Source organism: Haloactinomyces albus, from assembly GCF_031458135.1.
In the GTDB taxonomy this organism is placed as follows: Bacteria; Actinomycetota; Actinomycetes; order Mycobacteriales; family Pseudonocardiaceae; genus Haloactinomyces; species Haloactinomyces albus.
In genome coordinates this window covers 1,621,830-1,638,150 of record NZ_JAVDXW010000001.1, presented here as the reverse complement: position 1 = coordinate 1,638,150, position 16,321 = coordinate 1,621,830, and the positions used below count along the sequence as shown (strand labels likewise).

The 16,321-nt window shown below is 66.7% G+C and carries 15 protein-coding genes; 11 read left to right on the top strand and 4 right to left on the bottom strand.

The window, feature by feature from the left end:
* Positions 1-19 precede the first annotated feature (19 nt).
* From JOF55_RS07645 to JOF55_RS07630, 4 genes are read right to left on the bottom strand one after another with little or no spacing between them, the layout of a single operon-like run.
* Positions 20-829 carry a purine-nucleoside phosphorylase gene (locus JOF55_RS07645; RefSeq protein WP_310271703.1) on the bottom strand — a complete coding sequence of 270 codons (810 nt, stop codon included), beginning with the start codon at positions 827-829 and terminating at the stop codon, positions 20-22.
* 25 nt (positions 830-854) lie between these two features.
* Entirely contained in the window at positions 855-2,741 is a 1,887-nt protein-coding gene (locus JOF55_RS07640) for a serine/threonine-protein kinase (RefSeq protein ID WP_310271700.1), read from the bottom strand.
* Positions 2,742-2,785: 44 nt separating this feature from the next.
* Entirely contained in the window at positions 2,786-3,238 is a 453-nt protein-coding gene (gene hepT, locus JOF55_RS07635; protein WP_310271696.1) for a type VII toxin-antitoxin system HepT family RNase toxin, read from the bottom strand.
* Positions 3,235-3,651, bottom strand: a complete 417-nt coding sequence (locus JOF55_RS07630; protein WP_310271693.1) for a nucleotidyltransferase family protein — start codon at positions 3,649-3,651, stop codon at positions 3,235-3,237. The genes hepT and JOF55_RS07630 overlap by 4 nt, the downstream gene beginning before the upstream one ends.
* A 494-nt stretch (positions 3,652-4,145) precedes the next feature.
* On the opposite strand from JOF55_RS07630, the gene mbhE reads away from it, so the two are divergent.
* The 11 genes from mbhE to JOF55_RS07575 all read left to right on the top strand — a co-directional run bounded on the left by mbhE (position 4,146) and on the right by JOF55_RS07575 (position 16,217).
* Positions 4,146-6,608, top strand: a complete 2,463-nt coding sequence (mbhE, locus tag JOF55_RS07625; RefSeq protein ID WP_310271690.1) for a hydrogen gas-evolving membrane-bound hydrogenase subunit E — start codon at positions 4,146-4,148, stop codon at positions 6,606-6,608.
* Positions 6,605-7,165, top strand: coding sequence for an MnhB domain-containing protein (locus tag JOF55_RS07620; protein ID WP_310271687.1), 561 nt, complete (start codon positions 6,605-6,607; stop codon positions 7,163-7,165). Before mbhE ends, JOF55_RS07620 begins: the two co-directional genes overlap by 4 nt.
* Positions 7,162-7,578 carry a Na(+)/H(+) antiporter subunit C gene (locus JOF55_RS07615; protein WP_310271685.1) on the top strand — a complete coding sequence of 139 codons (417 nt, stop codon included), beginning with the start codon at positions 7,162-7,164 and terminating at the stop codon, positions 7,576-7,578. Before JOF55_RS07620 ends, JOF55_RS07615 begins: the two co-directional genes overlap by 4 nt.
* The gene (locus JOF55_RS07610) at positions 7,575-9,110 is read left to right on the top strand and encodes a Na+/H+ antiporter subunit D (protein ID WP_310271682.1); all 1,536 of its coding nucleotides are present in this window, start codon (positions 7,575-7,577) and stop codon (positions 9,108-9,110) included. Before JOF55_RS07615 ends, JOF55_RS07610 begins: the two co-directional genes overlap by 4 nt.
* A complete protein-coding gene (locus tag JOF55_RS07605; RefSeq protein ID WP_310271679.1) occupies positions 9,103-9,786 on the top strand; it encodes a Na+/H+ antiporter subunit E in 684 nt (227 codons plus the stop codon). The genes JOF55_RS07610 and JOF55_RS07605 overlap by 8 nt, the downstream gene beginning before the upstream one ends.
* Positions 9,783-10,049, top strand: a complete 267-nt coding sequence (locus JOF55_RS07600) for an MrpF/PhaF family protein (protein ID WP_310271676.1) — start codon at positions 9,783-9,785, stop codon at positions 10,047-10,049. The genes JOF55_RS07605 and JOF55_RS07600 overlap by 4 nt, the downstream gene beginning before the upstream one ends.
* Positions 10,046-10,393 (top strand): monovalent cation/H(+) antiporter subunit G, encoded by a 348-nt coding sequence (gene mnhG / locus JOF55_RS07595; RefSeq protein ID WP_310271674.1) that lies wholly within the window; start codon positions 10,046-10,048, stop codon positions 10,391-10,393. The genes JOF55_RS07600 and mnhG overlap by 4 nt, the downstream gene beginning before the upstream one ends.
* A 249-nt stretch (positions 10,394-10,642) precedes the next feature.
* Positions 10,643-12,292, top strand: a complete 1,650-nt coding sequence (locus tag JOF55_RS07590; protein WP_374727418.1) for a BCCT family transporter — start codon at positions 10,643-10,645, stop codon at positions 12,290-12,292.
* 370 nt (positions 12,293-12,662) lie between these two features.
* Positions 12,663-12,974, top strand: a complete 312-nt coding sequence (locus JOF55_RS07585) for a hypothetical protein (RefSeq protein WP_310271668.1) — start codon at positions 12,663-12,665, stop codon at positions 12,972-12,974.
* A gap of 481 nt (positions 12,975-13,455) precedes the next feature.
* On the top strand, positions 13,456-14,724 hold the full coding sequence (locus JOF55_RS07580; protein ID WP_310271665.1) for a M20 family metallopeptidase: 1,269 nt from the start codon (positions 13,456-13,458) through the stop codon (positions 14,722-14,724).
* A 161-nt stretch (positions 14,725-14,885) separates the two neighbouring features.
* The gene (locus JOF55_RS07575; protein WP_374727417.1) at positions 14,886-16,217 is read left to right on the top strand and encodes an amidohydrolase; all 1,332 of its coding nucleotides are present in this window, start codon (positions 14,886-14,888) and stop codon (positions 16,215-16,217) included.
* The last annotated feature ends 104 nt before the right edge of the window (positions 16,218-16,321 follow it).

Sequence of the window (16,321 nt, the reverse complement as noted above, 5' to 3'; positions counted from 1 at the left end):
CCCTCGGCCGTGGCGACGCTCAGGCCCGCTCGACCAGCGAGCGCAGGAGTTTGCCCATGCGGCCCGCCGCTGCCTTGCCCGCCTCCAGAACCTCCTGGTGATTCAGCGGTTCTCCGGTGATTCCCGCGGCGAGGTTGGTCACCAGCGACAGGCCGAACACCTCCGCTCCCGCCGCACGTGCGGCAATGGCCTCCTGCACCGTGGACATACCGACCAGGTCGGCGCCGAGAGCGCGCAGCATGCGGATCTCGGCGGGTGTCTCGAAGTGTGGCCCCGCCATCCCCGCGTACACGCCTTCTTCGAGGGAAGGATCGACGTCCCTGGCGATGTCGCGCAACCGCTGCGCGTAGAGGTCGGTGAGGTCGGTGAAGCGGGCGCCGACCAGGGGTGACCAGGTGGTCATGTTCAGGTGGTCGCTGATGAGCACCGGTTGACCGACCTGCATCCCCTGCCGCAGGCCGCCCGCGGCGTTGGTGAGCACGATGGTGCCGCAACCGGCCGCGGTGGCCGTGCGCACGCCGTGCACGACCTTCTCGACACCGCCACCCTCGTAAAGATGGGTGCGCCCGAGCATGATGAGCACCTGCTTGCCTGCGACCGGAACGGACCACACCTGCCCGCTGTGTCCGACGGCGCTGGGTGCGGTGAAGCCGGGCAACTCGGACATGCTCAGCTCGGCGGTGGGAGTGCCGATTTCCTCGGCAGCGGGCCGCCATCCCGACCCCAGGATCACCGCGAGGTCGTGCTGGGCCGCTCCGGTGAGTTCGGCGAGAGTGCCTGCTGCCGCGCCCGCGGCTGCGGCGGGATCGGAAGTCGTCGAAGGAGTCACGGCTCGCCAGCCTAACCAATCGGCGTCACGGTAGCGGCTCGAAACCGGCAAGCACCCTGTCGAACAGGGCTTTTCCGCGGGCAGCCTGCTCACCGGGGACCGTGGCGCGCAGTATCCACAGGTCACCGTCGTGGGGAATCATCCGTGCGAAGGTCGTGCGGGTGATGGGGGATTCCGCGGGGGGCAACACCCCGCGCAGCGTGGACTCGTACGACAGATACCGATCGTTGTAGCCCTGCGTGCGCACTGTCCTGTTCGTGGTGAGCCGGAAAGTCCCCGACGGGCCCGTGGCGATATCCGGCAGGGCGTTCAGGTACCCCTGGGTGGTGTATCCCCGGGCGTAGTAGCCACCGAAGCGCTGGACGGCCAGGTCTCTACGTCCATCGGGGGAGACGAAGTGGACCGTCATGCTGTGGGTGGGTGGTCCACTGCGGTAACCGTGGAAGAGGGTCCAGTCCTGCGGCACGGAAACCGTGAACCGTCCTGCACCGTCGTCACCGGGGTGTTGGGCCCGGCCGGTATGCGTCACCAGCGATGGCGATGCATCCGGCCGTGTGGTGGGGCTTGGAGTGGTGGACGTGGGCAGAACCGTCCGTCCGGCCCAGGTACGGCTTGCTGCGAACCCGGCCCCCACCGCGAGCGTGAAGACCAGCACAGCCCCGATCGTCAGAGCGATGACCGGCCAAGGTGACCGCCGTCGGGGGGCGGGATCGCGAGGTGTGAACGGAAGCGGACCGGGATTGTCGGCCAGTTGTGCGGGACCGGCTTCCTCCTGCGCTTGCTGCTCGGCGCCGGCTTGCTCCTCCGCCGATCGGCTCGGGGCAGCGGGCACGGAAGAATCGGAGGCGGCAGATCCGGAAAGGGCGGGTTCGAAGAGAGCAGGTCCGGAGGGGGCAGCCGGTTTCCGCACCCGGACGGTGGGGACGTCCGGATCGAGCAACTGTCCGAACGGATGGCTGCCGGGATCCGGCAGCAGGGGCTGTACGTGGCGGCGCACCTCGGCCAGCGGCATCCGCCGGTACGGATCCTTGACCATGAGTGCGGTGATGACCTCCCCGAGCGGCCCGGTGCGGGACGGTTCGGGCACCGGGCCGTGCACCACCGCACTCACGGTGGCCATCGGATTACCGTCCGAGTCGTAGGGCGGATGTCCCTCGGAGGCGGCGAACAGTGTCGCACCGAGCCCCCACAGATCGGCGGCGATACCGACGGAGTCGCCCGCTGCGACCTCCGGTGCGATGAAGGCGGGAGTGCCCAGCATGATTCCGGTGCGGGTCAGGCTCGCCTCGGAGAGGTTGCGGGAGATCCCGAAGTCGCTGATCTTGATGCGGCCGTGCTCACCGAGCAGCACGTTGCCCGGCTTGACATCGCGGTGGATGATTCCGGAGCGGTGCGCGGCCTCCAGCGCGGAGGCGATGTGATCGGTGATGGTGGCGAGCTGTGTCTCCTCGAGCGGACCGTGCTCCCGCAGGATCGTGGCGAGGCTCTGCGAGGGCACCAGCTCCATGACGACGAACGGCTCGCCCTCGTCGCGCGCCACGTCGTAGAGCGTCACCACGTTCGGATGCGAGACCACGGCGATCGCGCGTGCTTCGCGCAACGTGCGTTCGCGGAGTTCATCGGCCTCGTGCTCGGGCATGCCTGCCGGAAGCCGCACCGACTTGACGGCCACCGGCCTGCGGAGCAGCTCGTCGGTGCCCGCCCAGACGGTACCCATCGCGCCGCCGCCGATCCTGGTGTCCAGCCGGTATCGGTCGGCGATCAGCCGGCCGGTATCCGGGTGCGGGGCCTCCTCCGACGACTCGGTTTCGGGTGACTCGGTTTCCGCCGGCTCACCCTCCGGAGACTCGACCTCCGGAGCTTCGCCTCCCGGCGACTCGCTCTGTGGTGGTTCCCCCTGCGGCTCGGACACACTCCCATTGTCCACCGCGTCACATCTCCCCGTGGCAGCAGTGTCTACTGCTGCTCGGCTTCCCAGCGTTCAGCCATCCAGCGTGCTACTTGACGCACATACTCGCTGTACTGCTCGATGGCGAGCGGAATCGTAGCGGCCACCCGCTGGTAATCGACGGCCATGTACTCATGCACCAGAACGTTGCGCATCCCGGTTGACGGCTGCAGACGACGAGCGAACTCGTCCTCGATCACACCGAGCCGTGCCAGCTCACCGAACGAGTTGTAATAAGACTCGGGAGCGCGCCCTCGCAACGCTGCCACGATGTGGATATTGATCGATGCCGCGAGCTCGATGACCTGGCTTAATTCGCGTTCCGCGAGATGTCGCGTACGCCGATCGCGGCGTAGGTCCTCCGCGGTCACCAGCCCCAGCTCTTCGAGATCCTCGATGAGCATTTTGATCTCGGTGAGACGCGCATTGACAACGTGGTAGGACGGGCTCTCTTGTGTCATCGGGCGAGCAGTTTCAGGTTCAGCCGACGGAGCCAGTCGGTGTCCATGCGTTCCATCGCCGCTGCGGTTCCCCTCTCGAGTTGCTCACCTGGCTGTGCCTCGTACAGTCCGATACTGCCGATGAGAGCATTCTCCCTGATCACCGGGCCGCCGTTGTTCAGGTGGGCGAAGTCGAAGTTGTCGTCGTGGACATCGGCGAGCTCCTCGAAGTCCGCGCGCGCCTGAAGCAGGTCGAAGTCGTTGTCCTGCTCGGTCAGGACGGCGACATCGAGATCACGCGGATTGTCCTCGCCGCGTCCGATACTGCCGAAAACCGTGACGATGCGGATGCCGTGCCGCTCGCACAGGGCGGAGAGCTCACCGGACTCCGCGGCGGCTTCCAGACGTCGGAGACCTTCGATCGGGGTGACCATGGTCCGATTATGGCGCAGCACCCCGACAGCGGTCGAACACGTTTCGTCGCCACCGGGGACACTCGGTGATGTGACCGCGTTACCGATCGTGAACTTTCCCACTGTGCTCGACCGGCCGCTGTACGCGCTCCGGGCGAACAAGTTCCTTTGATCGCAACGAAAGCGCGCCCGAATCGGCGAGTGATTTCTCCGGGCCCGTTGTCGAACAGATGTGTGCGGACAGGGCGTTTCGGATACATTGGGTACTGATCGAATCCGGCGAAGTCCTGCCCACGATCCTGCCTGCGGTGAAGCACCGGAAGATCCGTGCCGCCGGGCGGGGTCGAAGTCGGCCGGAGTGTTCGGCACGGTGCGGTGTTCGGGGAAGCGCCGCTGCTCGGACGGGCTGATGTGGCACGCGGTGGTGCCGTCGGTGCGGGTAACGAACAATCCCGGTTGTCCGCTGTGCCGGATCCGTCCGCCGTCCGCCCGTGATGATCGCCAGGGAGGCGCCCTTGCTCGCGTTGGTGGCCGCACACCTGCTGGTGGCCCTGGTCCTGCCGTTCGTGGCCGCACGCAGCACCCGTGCTACCTGCACGGTGGCGGCGTTGCCTCCTGCGGCCGCGCTGGCCTGGGTGCTGACCCGAGCGGGAGACGTGCTGGGCGGGCAGGAGATCGTCGAGACGCTGGCGTGGGCTCCCCACCTCGGTCTGGAAATCACCTTCCGGCTGGATCCGCTCGCCCTGCTGATGACGCTGCTGGTCTCCGGCATGGGTGTGCTGGTGCTGCTGTACTCCGTCGGCTACTTCGGTTCCAGCGCGGACGGAAAACGCTCGGCTCCCTTGCTGCTGGCCTTTGCCGGGGTGATGCTCGGGCTGGTGCTGGCCGACGACCTCCTCGTGGTCTACATCTTCTGGGAATTGACCACGATCTGCTCGTTCCTGCTGGTGGGGCAGGCCGGTATCAGCCGCGAGTCGCGGCGTTCGGCGATGCAGGCGCTGCTGGTCACCATTTTCGGCGGGCTCGCGATGCTGCTCGGGTTCATCGTGCTCGGTGAGGCCGCGGAAACCTACCTGATCTCCGAGTTGGTGGCGAATCCGCCCGGTGGCGATGCCATCGGAGTCGCTGCCGTGTTGATCCTGATCGGCGCTTTCACCAAGTCCGCGCAACTGCCGTTCCACAACTGGTTGCCCGCCGCGATGGTGGCGCCGACACCGATCAGCGCCTACCTGCACGCCGCCTCGATGGTCAAAGCGGGTGTGTTTCTCGTGGCCGCCCTGACGCCGGTGTTCCTGGGCGTGGCGCACTGGTCGGTGCTGACCGCCGTGTTCGGCACCGTCACGATGATCGTCGCAGGGTGGCGGGCACTGCACGAGTACGACCTGAAAAAGCTGCTCGCCTACGGCACCGTCAGCCAACTCGGTTTCCTGATGGTGCTCGCAGGCGCCGGGACACGCATCGCTGCGATGGCCGCCGTGGCCATGCTGCTCGCGCACGGGTTGTTCAAGGCGGCGCTGTTCCTCATCGTCGGCATCATCGATCACCAGGCAGGCACCCGCGACCTTCGGGAACTGTCCGGCCTGGGTAAACGCATGCCCTGGCTTGCGGTGATCGCGACGTTGGCCGCGGCGTCGATGGCCGGGCTGCCGCCCGCGCTGGGATTTCTGGGCAAGGAAGCCGCCTTCGAGGGATTTCTGCACGGAGGTAGTGGTGACCTGGTCATCGTGGCGGGGCTCGTGCTCGGTTCGGTGTTCACCGTCGGCTACACCGCGAGGCTGCTGTGGGGTGCCTTCGCCGGCAAACGCGGTGTCGCCGCGACCGAGGCGCGCTCGTCGGGTGCCGTCCTGTTCCTGCCCGCTGCGCTACCGGCGATCGCCGGGGTCGTGCTGGGGGCGGCGTATCCGCTCGTCGACGTGCTCAGCGCCGGTTATGCGGACGTGTTCGACGCCGGTGCCGATCCGTATCACCTGGCACTGTGGCACGGTCCGAGCCTGCCGCTGCTGTGCTCGCTGCTCGCACTGGCAGGCGGTCTGACCGTGCACGCGGCACGCGGGCGGATCACGAGCCTGCGGGAGCGGCTGCCGAATCCGCTGAATGCGCAGCGCGGCTATGAACGGATCATGGCGCTGCTGGAACGGATCGCCGTCGGGGTCACCGGACGGCTCCAGGCCGGTTCGCTGCCGACCTACCTGGGCGTCATCCTGCTCACCGTGCTCACCGTGTCGGGGTCGGCACTGCTCACGAGGCACACCCCGATCGAGGATCTCCGGGCGTGGGATCGGATTCTGCAGGTACCGCTGGCGGTGGTGATTCTGATCGCCGTGGTCGGCGTGGTGCGGGCGAGGCGGCGTCTGACCGCTGTGCTGCTGGTCGGCGTGATCGGTTACGGCATCGGCGGGATGTTCATCGTCGACGGTGCCCCGGACCTGGCGTTGACGCAGTTCCTGGTGGAGACGCTGACGCTGGTGGCGTTCGTGTTCGTCCTGCGGCGGCTTCCGCCGCGATTCATCCAGTCGGAACCGGCACCCGGCCTGCGGATACCGAAGATGCTCATCGCGATTGCCGGAGGCGTGTTCATGGCCTTCGCGTCGATGATTTTCAGCTCTGCTCGGCAGACCCGCTCCGGCGTCAGCGAACAGTACATCGCCCGCGCCGAGGAAGGAGCGGGGGCAACGAACGTGGTCAACGCGATCATCGTGGACTTCCGCGCGTTCGACACGATCGGGGAGATCTCGGTGCTCGCGGTCACCGCGACCGGTGTCGCGAGTCTGGTGCTGACCTCGCGCTATCAGCGACGACGGCGACGTGGCTCGCTACCCATGACCGAGCAGCCCGCATCGGACGAGGCCGAGCCCCCACGCGCCGGGCACGGTAGGGGGCCGCCCCGGGGCGGCCCCGGGGCAGGTCCCCGGCGCGGTGGCTCACGGGGCAGTGGTGCGCAGGGTAGTGGCTCGCAACAGGAGGAGGTGCGCGAATGACCGATCTCGGTTCCCGGCCACCCGGGGCATCGGCGATGAAGTGGACCAATTGGGACGTACCGACCGAGCGGTGGCTGCTGTCCGGCTACACCCGGGACCGGCGAGAGCGCACGGTCCTGTTGGAACTCGCCGCCCGCACCCTGTTTCCGACCGTGATCGTATTCTCGCTTTACCTGCTGTTCGCAGGCCACAGCCACACCGGAGGGGGATTCAGCGGTGGCCTGGTCGCCGGTCAGGCCTTCGTGCTGCGCTATCTCGCGGGAGGGCGGATGGACGACAGCTCGACCGTGTCCATGCGGCCACCGGTGCTCATCGGTATCGGCCTGACCATCGCCACACTCACCAGTTTCGTCCCGCTGCTGTTCGGTGAGGTGGTGCTGGAAAGCGACATCTACACGTTCACCGTCCCGCTGCTGGGCAAGATCAAGCTCGTCAGCAGCCTGTTCCTCGATATCGGCGTGTACCTCCTGATCCTCGGCGTGGTTCTCGACCTGCTGCGCACGCTCGGCTCGGGAATCGAGGCCGATGTGGCCGCTGCCGAAAGGGGACAGCGATGAGCACCGTGAACGTGACGATGGCGCTCGTGCTCGGCGGGCTGTACGCGGGTGGGTTCTACCTGCTCCTGCAGCGGTCGCTGATGCGTATCCTGCTCGGTATCGTGATTCTCGGCCACGGCGCCAATCTGATGCTGCAACTGGCCGGAGGACCACCGGGCCGCCCCCCGATGATCGGCGAAACGCCTCCCGCCAAGATGGCCGATCCGTTCCCGCAGGCGATGGCGTTGACCGCCGTGGTCATCACCTTCGCCTTGACCACGTTCCTGCTCGCCTTGGCTTACCGTGCCTGGCTGCTGCTGGGCCATGACGAGGTGCGTGACGACGTCGAGGACCGCCGGATCCGTCGCTTGGAACGCAGGCTCGCCGAGTCCGAGGAGGACGAGGAGGAAATGGAAACGGAGGCCACGCAGTGACCGCTCTGGTGGCCCTGCCGGTGCTCCTGCCGTTGGTGGCGGCGGGTCTGTCCCTGGCGTTCGGCCGGTTCGCCGACATCCAGCGGGCGCTCGGCATCCTCGTGCTGGGCGCGATCATCGCGGATGCGGCGTATCTGCTCTATGTCGCCGACCTCCACGGTCCCGTCGTACTGCAACTGGGCGGCTGGCCCGCGCCGCTGGGTATCACTTTGATCGCGGACCGGCTGGCCGCGCTGCTGCTGCTCGTCTCGGCAGTGGTGACCTTCGCGGTGCTGATCTACTCGATCGGGCAGCGCATCACCGACTACGGGCGCGGCACCTCCAGCACCACGTTCCACCCGATCTACCTGATGCTGTGCGCGGGTGTATCGCTGGCCTACCTCACCGGCGACCTGTTCAACCTGTTCGTCGCCTTCGAGATCATGCTCTCGTCCTCGTACGTGTTGATCACCCGGCGCACCACTGCGGCCCGGGTGCGGCCGGGGATGACCTACACGATCGTCAGCCTGACCTCGTCGCTGCTGTTCCTGACCGTGATCGCCCTGGTCTATGCCGCCACCGGCACGGTCAACCTCGCCGATCTGGCACGGCAGGTGAACGATCTGCCGGACGGGCTGCAGACCTCGCTCGGCTTGCTCGTGATGATCGTGTTCGGGGTCAAGTCCGCGATGGTGCCCCTGCACTTCTGGTTGCCGGACAGCTACCCGAACGCGCCCGCGCCGATCACCGCCGTCTTCGCGGGACTGCTGACCAAGGTGGGCATCTACGCGATGATCCGCACCCAGACGCTGGTGTTCGAGCACAACGCGACCTGGCAGCTGATGCTGGGAATCGCGCTGATCACCATGATCGTCGGCGCACTGGGGGCGCTGGCACAGGACGACCTGAACCGCATGCTGTCCTTCCTGCTGGTCAGTCATATCGGGTACATGCTGTTCGGTCTCGGTGTCTATGACATCGCCGGGCTCACCGGGGTGATTCTCTATGTGGTGCACCACATCACCGTCCAGGCCACCTTGTTCCTGGTCAGCGGTTTGATTACACGGCACACCGGCACTGTGGCCCTGAGCGGGATGGGAGGGTTGGCCAAGGCCGCACCGCTGGTTTCGGTGCTGTTCGCGATCCCCGCCCTGAGCCTGGCCGGGATACCGCCGTTCTCCGGCTTCATCGCCAAACTCGCCCTGCTGCAGGCCGGGATCACCGCGGGGACGTGGACGGCCTACGTGGTCGCCGGTGGTGCCGTGCTGACCAGCCTGCTGACCCTGTATGCCGTGGCCCGGGTGTGGACCCGGGCATTCTGGGGCAGGGTCCAGACCCCTGCGGGAGATCCCGACCCGACCGATGAACTCGTGGTCGGGACCGGAACCACGTCTCCCGCGATGATGGTGGCCTCGGGGATTCTGGTGGCGGCCAGCGTGATGATCGTCGTGGTGGCGGGGCCACTGGCCGAGATCAGCGGGCGTGCGGCGGTCGACCTGATGCAGGACGCGACGTATCGCACGGCGGTGCTGGGAGGTGGTGCCGGTGGCTGACCGGTTCGGGGCTGACCAGCCCGGGAATGCGCACTCCGGGGATGCGCACTCCGGGGATGCGCACTCCGGTGGTGAGTACCCTCCGGCCGAGCACCGGCCGGCCGAGCATGTGGTGAGCAGGCGCCGCCCGGTGGCCCGTGCGGTACGCAGGCTCCCGTTGTTGGTCTGGTTGGTGCTGGTCTGGGTCATGCTGTGGGGCACCTTCGACGTGGGCACCGTGTTCTTCGGCGTCCTCGTCGCGCTGCTGGTGACCGCGGTGTTCCCGGCCCCGCCGATTGCCACCAACATCGTGGTGCGGCCGTGGCGATTCCTGCAGCTCGTGGGCTTTCTGGCCTGGGACATGGTGATCTCCACCGTGCGGGTTTCCTGGCAGGCGTTGCGCCACGGCCCAGGGGCCCGAGCGGGCATCGTCGCGGTGACCCTGGTGACGAATTCCGACCACCTGACCGCGATGGTGGCCAATGCGATTTCGCTGGCTCCCGGGACGTTCGTCCTGCAGGTCGATCGCGTCAACCGGATCTGCTACGTCTACACACTCGGAATGAGGCAGGAGGACGCTCCTTCGGTCCGCCGCGGTGTGCTGGCGTGGGAGCGGCGGGTGGTTCATGCGGTCGGGTCCCGTGCGGAGGTCACCATGGTCGATGCGCACGTTGCCGAAGAGAGGGCGTCCCGATGAGTTTTGTCTTCGATATCGCATTCGGCATGTTGTGTCTGGCCGGGCTGCTCTCGATCGTGCGACTGCTGAGGGGGCGGTCCACGTTGGATCGAATCGTGGCGCTCGATGTGTTCGTGACCCTGGTCGTGGCCGCGACCGCTGTCGGTATGGCGATGCGCTCGGACGGATCGAATATCGCGCTGGCTGCCGCGTTCGCGTTGCTGGCCTTCACCGGATCGGTCAGTGCCGCGCGGCTGGTGGAAAAGAAGGAGCCGTATCGATGAGCTGGCTGGATGTGTTCTCCGCGGTGTGCCTGCTCGGTGGTTCCCTGTCGTGTCTACTCGGTGCGATCGGGCTGATGAGTTTTCCCGATGTCGCCGCGCGACTGCAAGCCGCGACCAAACCCCAGACGCTCGGGTTGATCCTCATTCTGATCGGAACCGCCGTACATCTGGAATATCGCAACGCCTCGGCACTGATCCTCGTCGCGCTGTTCCAAATGTTGACCTCACCAGTGTTGTCCCAGCTCGTCGGGCGTGCCGCTTACCGAGCGGACAGTATTCGTCGGGATACATTGGTGCTCGATGAACTCGGGCAGCGTCTCGACCGTGAGAAACACCACCGGTAGGCTTGATTGAAGCCCGATTCATGTTTCAACTGTGTATCGATTCACGTTATGGTTGCCGCGTTTGCGGTATGGGGCTTTATGGTCGAACGCCGTGATATTCAAGTCGCACTGGGGAATCCAGGCGGAGGGTGAAACACGCACCGCACGATCATGTGTGGTTCGCAGTGTGGTCACCGCTCCTGCCTGCTTTGCGTACCAGGAGGGTGACACTCTGTGATTCAATATTTGAAAAGGCATACGAACCCGCCGGTGTTCGTCATCTCGGCGATCGTCGTCATCGGGTTCGTGCTGTGGGGAGTGTTTGCTCCGTCCAGCGTGTCCGATGCCTCCAGCGCCGCGAACAGCTTCATCACGAAGAATTTCGAGTGGCTCTACATCCTCTCGGCGACCTTCTTCGTGATCTTCGCACTGGTGTTGGCGTTCAGCCGCTACGGCACGATCCGGCTCGGCCCGCCCGATTCCCGTCCGGAGTACAGCACCCTCGCGTGGTTCGCGATGCTGTTCACGGCCGGCATGGGGATCGGGCTCGTCTACTACGCGGTGAGCGAGCCGATCACCCACTTCCAGAGCCCGCCGACCGGTGAGGGCAGCACGCCCGCCGCTGCCGAGCGGGCGATGAACTACACCTTCTTCCACTGGGGTGTGCACCCGTGGGCGGTCTACATCGTCCTGGGGCTCGCGCTCGGGTACTTCGCGTTCCGCAAGGGACTGCCGCTGCGGCCCGCCGCGGCGTTGTATCCCCTGATCGGCGAGCGCATCTACGGGTGGATGGGCAACACCGTCGACATCCTCGCGGTGTTCGGCACCCTGTTCGGCCTCGCGACCTCGCTGGGCCTCGGCGGCAGCCAGGTCGGTGCGGGCCTGGAGACGCTGTTCGGTATCGAGAACAACGCGTACCTGCAGGTCGGCATCATTCTGCTGATCACCGCGGTCGCCGTCGTATCGGTGATGGTCGGCATCGACAAGGGCATTCGGAACCTGTCCCTGATCAACCTGTGGCTGGCCTTCGCCCTGATGCTGTTCGTGTTCTTCTTCGGGCCCTCGCTCGATCTGCTGAACACGCTCGCGTCCAACGTCGGCTACTACCTGCAGCACCTGCCGCAGATGAGCTTCGAGACCTTCCCGGGCAACGCCGACGCTCAGGAGTGGCAGGCCGGCTGGACGCTGTTCTACTGGGGTTGGTGGATCGCCTGGTCGCCGTTCGTCGGGATGTTCATCGCCCGCATTTCCTACGGCCGCACGATCCGCAACTTCATCGTGGGCGCCATGTTCGCCCCGGTCGGTGCCTCGTTCGTGTGGCTGAGCGTCTTCGGCAACTCGGCGCTGCAGAAGCTGCTGGCCGACCCGAGCAACGACCTCGCCGAGGCGGGGACGAACACCGCGATGTTCACGCTGATCGAGCAACTGCCGGTAGGTGACATCTTCGCGATGCTCGCCTCCGTACTGGCCATCGTGGTGGTGGTGCTGTTCTTCGCCACCTCCTCGGACTCGGGATCGCTGGTGGTCGACATCCTCACCAACGGTGGGGACCCGAATCCGAAGTGGCAGCAGCGGCTGTTCTGGGCGGTCACCGAGGGCGTCGTCGCCGCGGTGCTGCTGGCAGCCGGTGCCGTGACCGGTGCGGACGCGCTCAGTGCGCTGCAAGCCGCCTCGATCGTCACGGGACTGCCGTTCTGCATCGTGCTGCTGCTGATGTGTGTCGGTATCGGCAAGGCACTGGCAGGCGAGCGCTTGACGCCGGGTGCTGAGGAGCCCGGACCGATGTCCGGACTGCGGCAGAGCTATGTCCGGGTGCCCGCGGCGGCCGGAGCGCGTTCCGAGGATTCCGAGTCCGATGCGGAGCAGGACTCCACCGGATCGTCGGGCGAGAAGGGCACCTCCACGTCGAGTGGAGCATGACACCGGCACGCTCGTGATCACTCGATGATGTGACCACGAACGTCACCGGAAAGAGTGCCGCACATTCCTCCTCTCCGTGTGGCAGAGCGGTGTTCCCGGTCTCTCGGCCGGGAACACCGCTTTTTGTCGCGGAAGATCGTCGTTGGTGGCTTTCGCCGACCACCCGCCAGGTGGTGTGGACACGCACGGGAACCCGGCGGTGAACCGATCGGCACCGGCCACACGAGCGTCGGAGCGTCTCCGTCCGTCGAGTACTCCGATCCGGGGGGATTTCGCCGAAGCCCGTTACGGGCAGTACGGAATATGATCGGATGGGTATATTGGGCGGACCTGTACGGAAAGCCTGTACGGAGAGGGTGGTGACGCCATCATGCGGCAGGCGGTCCGCGTGCTTGCTGTTCTCACGATCGGCTCGTTCCTCATGCTCACCCCGGTGACCGTGGCAGGATCGGCCGCCCCGCCCGCCGCGGTGGTGCACGCGCAGGCCGCACCTCCCACCGATGAGCAACCGGCTGCCGAGCTGCCGCAGCCCGGCCCGGAGGATTCCGGCCCGGACCTCCTCGGACAGGATCGGCGCTACGCGATCGGCCTGGCAGGAGCGGCTCTGATCGCCTTTGTCCTCCTGATGCGGAAGCTGCGTGGTAAGACGTACTTCGGTCTCAATTGGCGGAAACGTGGCTGAGCGCCTCGGAAAAACAGACCTCCGAGTCGGTTTCAGTGAGATCGGTTGCGAGTTCTCTCCGCTGTGGACTGGACCTGAAGCCGAACCTGTGGGATTTTCGCAATCAGCATGATCGGTGCGCAGTGCCGTCTACTCGGCACACTGTGCATTCCGACGTGTGTGGAGCTTGGCTCCGGGCATATCGACGTGTGTGGAGCTGCTGCTCCGGGCATATCGGTGTGTGGAGCTGCCGCTCCGGTCTCCGGCCCCGAACGTGGGTCGATACAGACGTGGGCCGGCACCGGGAAGCCCCCCGACCGGTGCCGGCCCACACCCTGACCCCCGGTGAGACGAGCATGGTGTGCTCGCCTCACCGGGGGTGTTACCCAGCTATAGCTCGGCTGAATCGTTCTTGCCGTTCAGCGCGGCACAATGACCGGTGAAATACTTCGACCTCGGCCGAGAGGGCCCGTTGCCGCTCGGTGTTGCAGGATGGGTGCAAATGAGTACCGGTCCCCATCAACATCGTTCCGAGTGCCCCACCGGCGCGGATGTCCACGACACCTGTCGCATGGCGGTGCAGCGCCACGGCAGTGCGCTGATCGGGCTGTCTCGCAGTATTCACGCGGAGCCGGAACTCAGCTTCGTCGAGCACCGGAGTGCGGGCAAGCTCACCGAGCTACTGGCCGCGCAGGGATTCCACGTGCGTACCGGGGTGGCGGGGCTCGACACCGCGTTCACGGCCGACTACGGCTCGGGGGAGTTCGTGGTGGGACTCTGTGCGGAGTACGACGCGTTGCCGGAGATCGGGCACGCCTGTGGCCACAACATCATCGCGGCCGCCGCCGTGGGAGCCGGTCTGGCACTGGCCGACGTCGCCGGCGAACTCGGCCTGACCGTCCGGGTGATCGGTACCCCTGCGGAGGAAACCGGTGGCGGCAAGGTCCTGATGCTCGAACACGGTGTCTTCGACGATGTCGCCGTGGCGCTGCTGGTGCACCCCGGCACCGAGGACGTGTGTACACCGCGTTCGCTGGCGATCACCGACCTCGAGGTGCGCTACACCGGGCGGGCCGCACATGCCGCTGCCGCGCCCGAACTCGGGGTGAACGCCGCAGATGCCCTGACGGTCGCACAGGTCGGGATCGGCCTGCTCAGGCAGCACCTCGAGCAGCACCAGATGGTGCACGGTATCGTGACAGCGGGTGGTACGGCACCGAACATCGTGCCCGCATCCACCACGGCGGTGTACAACCTGCGTGCCGCCGACTGCGATTCCCTGCAGCGCTTGGAGAACCGCATCCGGGCCTGCTTCGAAGCCGGTGCGACGGCGACCGGGTGTGGCCACGAGGTCGTGCAGGTGTCGCCGGTGTATGCCGAGTTGGCCTGTGACGAGTGGTTGTCGGAGGCATACCGCACGGCGATCACCGGGCTCGGACGGAAGCCGCTCGGCCGGGCGGTGGCACGCGAATGGGTCATCGGCAGCACCGATATGGGCAATGTGTCCCACGAGGTGCCCGCCGTGCATCCGACGATCGCCGTGGAGTGCGGTACCGCGGTGAACCATCAAGCGGAGTTCGCGGCGGCCTGTGCATCCGCCTCGGCCGACCGCGCGGTGCTCGACGGCGCGCTGGCCATCGCCGAGACGGCGGTTGCCGCAGCCATGGACGGGGAGCAGCGTGCCCGTCTGCTGGCCGCTCTCCGGCGCAGATCCGAGTCCGGTGTGCGGCGATCATCGAAGGCGTATTGCGCGTCGGGAGGCGTGACGTGACCGTGTTGGACTCTCGTGGTTCGGACCCCCGCAGCGGATATCCTGCTGCCGACGGGACTTCCGCTGAGCGAAAATCAGTTCAGCGGGACTCCGCTGACGGGGATTCACCTGTCGCCGGAACAACTACCGAACAGGTGCCGGAGAAGCCGGCGGGCATCGCGATGCTCGATGGTTCGGCCTCCCCGGACACGGATTCCGGTTCGGACTCCACCGCTGACCCGGACATACCCGGTGGGGCCGCCGGGGCCGAGTCACCCGCTGCGGCTTCCGCTGCGGAGTCCGGGCCGGAGGATCTCGGTGCCGGGCGCGGCCCGTCCTGGCTGGATGCGTGGATTGCCGCCCATGCGCATCACGTGCTGGCCTGGCGCAGGCACATCCATGCCCATCCGGAACTGTCCCGCGCCGAGCACGAGACAACGGCCTTTCTGGCCGAGCAGCTCACTCGGGCAGGACTCCGGCCGCGCACCTTGCCGGGAGGAACGGGATTGGTCTGCGAGATCGGTCCCCGCACTCACCAGCCACAGCGCACGGTCGCATTGCGAGCGGACATCGACGCGTTGCCGCTCACCGAGGACACGGGACTCGAATTCGCCTCCACGGTGGAGGGGACCGCGCATGCCTGCGGCCACGATGCGCACACGACGATCCTGCTGGGCACCGCACTGGCGTTGGCGAGCGCACCCCACCTGTCCGGCCGGGTCCGCCTGATCTTCCAGCACGCCGAGGAAGTCATGCCGGGTGGTGCACTGGACGTGCTGGCTGCGGGTGGACTCGACGGCGTGGAGCGGATCTTCGGCCTGCACTGTGATCCCCGCCTGCCCGTGGGGCGGGTCGGGACCAAGATCGGCCCGCTGACCTCGGCCAGCGATCTGCTCGAGCTGTCTCTGAACTCACCCGGGGGGCACACCTCCCGGCCGCATCTGACCGGTGACCTCGTGCATGCCCTGGGAACGGTGATCACCGGCCTGCCCGAGCTGCTGTCCCGGCGGGTCGATTCACGCACCGGAACGGTTCTCGCCTGGGGTGCCGTACATGCGGGCGAGGCACCGAACGCCATTCCGCAGGACGGGCTCGTGCGTGGAACACTGCGGACCGGTAATCGTGACACCTGGGCCGAGCTCGGCCCCCTCGTGCACGAACTCGTGCAGGGATTGCTGGCGCCCCTCGGAGTCGGCTACGACCTGCAGCATCGCCGCGGCGTGCCGCCGGTGGTCAATGACACCGTCAGCACCCACCTGCTTCGTGCGGGAGTGTCGGCGGCGCTCGGTGAGCATGCCCTGGCCGAAACACCGCAGTCCTCCGGGGGCGAGGATTTCGGCTGGTATCTGGAGCATGTTCCGGGCTCGTTCGGCAGGCTCGGCGTGTCCTCGAAGGAGGACGACGGATTCGCCGATCTGCACCAGCCGAGCTTCGACCTGGATGAGCGGGCCCTGCTGGTCGGTATCCGGACGATGGTCCACGCGGCTCTGTCCGCCCTGAATGACTCCGAATGACTCCGATCAGCCCGGAATCGCCGAATCGGTGCCCTGGTGAACAGCAATGAAGATGGTTTCACTCGTTCGGGGCGAATCAGAGTGGGGTGCTGCGGCCTCTTGAG

Coding starts and splice junctions, on each gene's coding strand:
- JOF55_RS07585 (WP_310271668.1), top strand. CDS start 12,663: ATGCGGCAGGCGGTCCGCGTGCTTGCTGTTCTCACGATCGGCTCGTTC.
- JOF55_RS07580 (WP_310271665.1), top strand. CDS start 13,456: ATGAGTACCGGTCCCCATCAACATCGTTCCGAGTGCCCCACCGGCGCG.
- JOF55_RS07575 (WP_374727417.1), top strand. CDS start 14,886: ATGCTCGATGGTTCGGCCTCCCCGGACACGGATTCCGGTTCGGACTCC.
- JOF55_RS07600 (WP_310271676.1), top strand. CDS start 9,783: ATGAGTTTTGTCTTCGATATCGCATTCGGCATGTTGTGTCTGGCCGGG.
- hepT (WP_310271696.1), bottom strand. CDS start 3,238: ATGACACAAGAGAGCCCGTCCTACCACGTTGTCAATGCGCGTCTCACC.
- mnhG (WP_310271674.1), top strand. CDS start 10,046: ATGAGCTGGCTGGATGTGTTCTCCGCGGTGTGCCTGCTCGGTGGTTCC.
- JOF55_RS07615 (WP_310271685.1), top strand. CDS start 7,162: ATGAGCACCGTGAACGTGACGATGGCGCTCGTGCTCGGCGGGCTGTAC.
- JOF55_RS07630 (WP_310271693.1), bottom strand. CDS start 3,651: ATGGTCACCCCGATCGAAGGTCTCCGACGTCTGGAAGCCGCCGCGGAG.
- JOF55_RS07620 (WP_310271687.1), top strand. CDS start 6,605: ATGACCGATCTCGGTTCCCGGCCACCCGGGGCATCGGCGATGAAGTGG.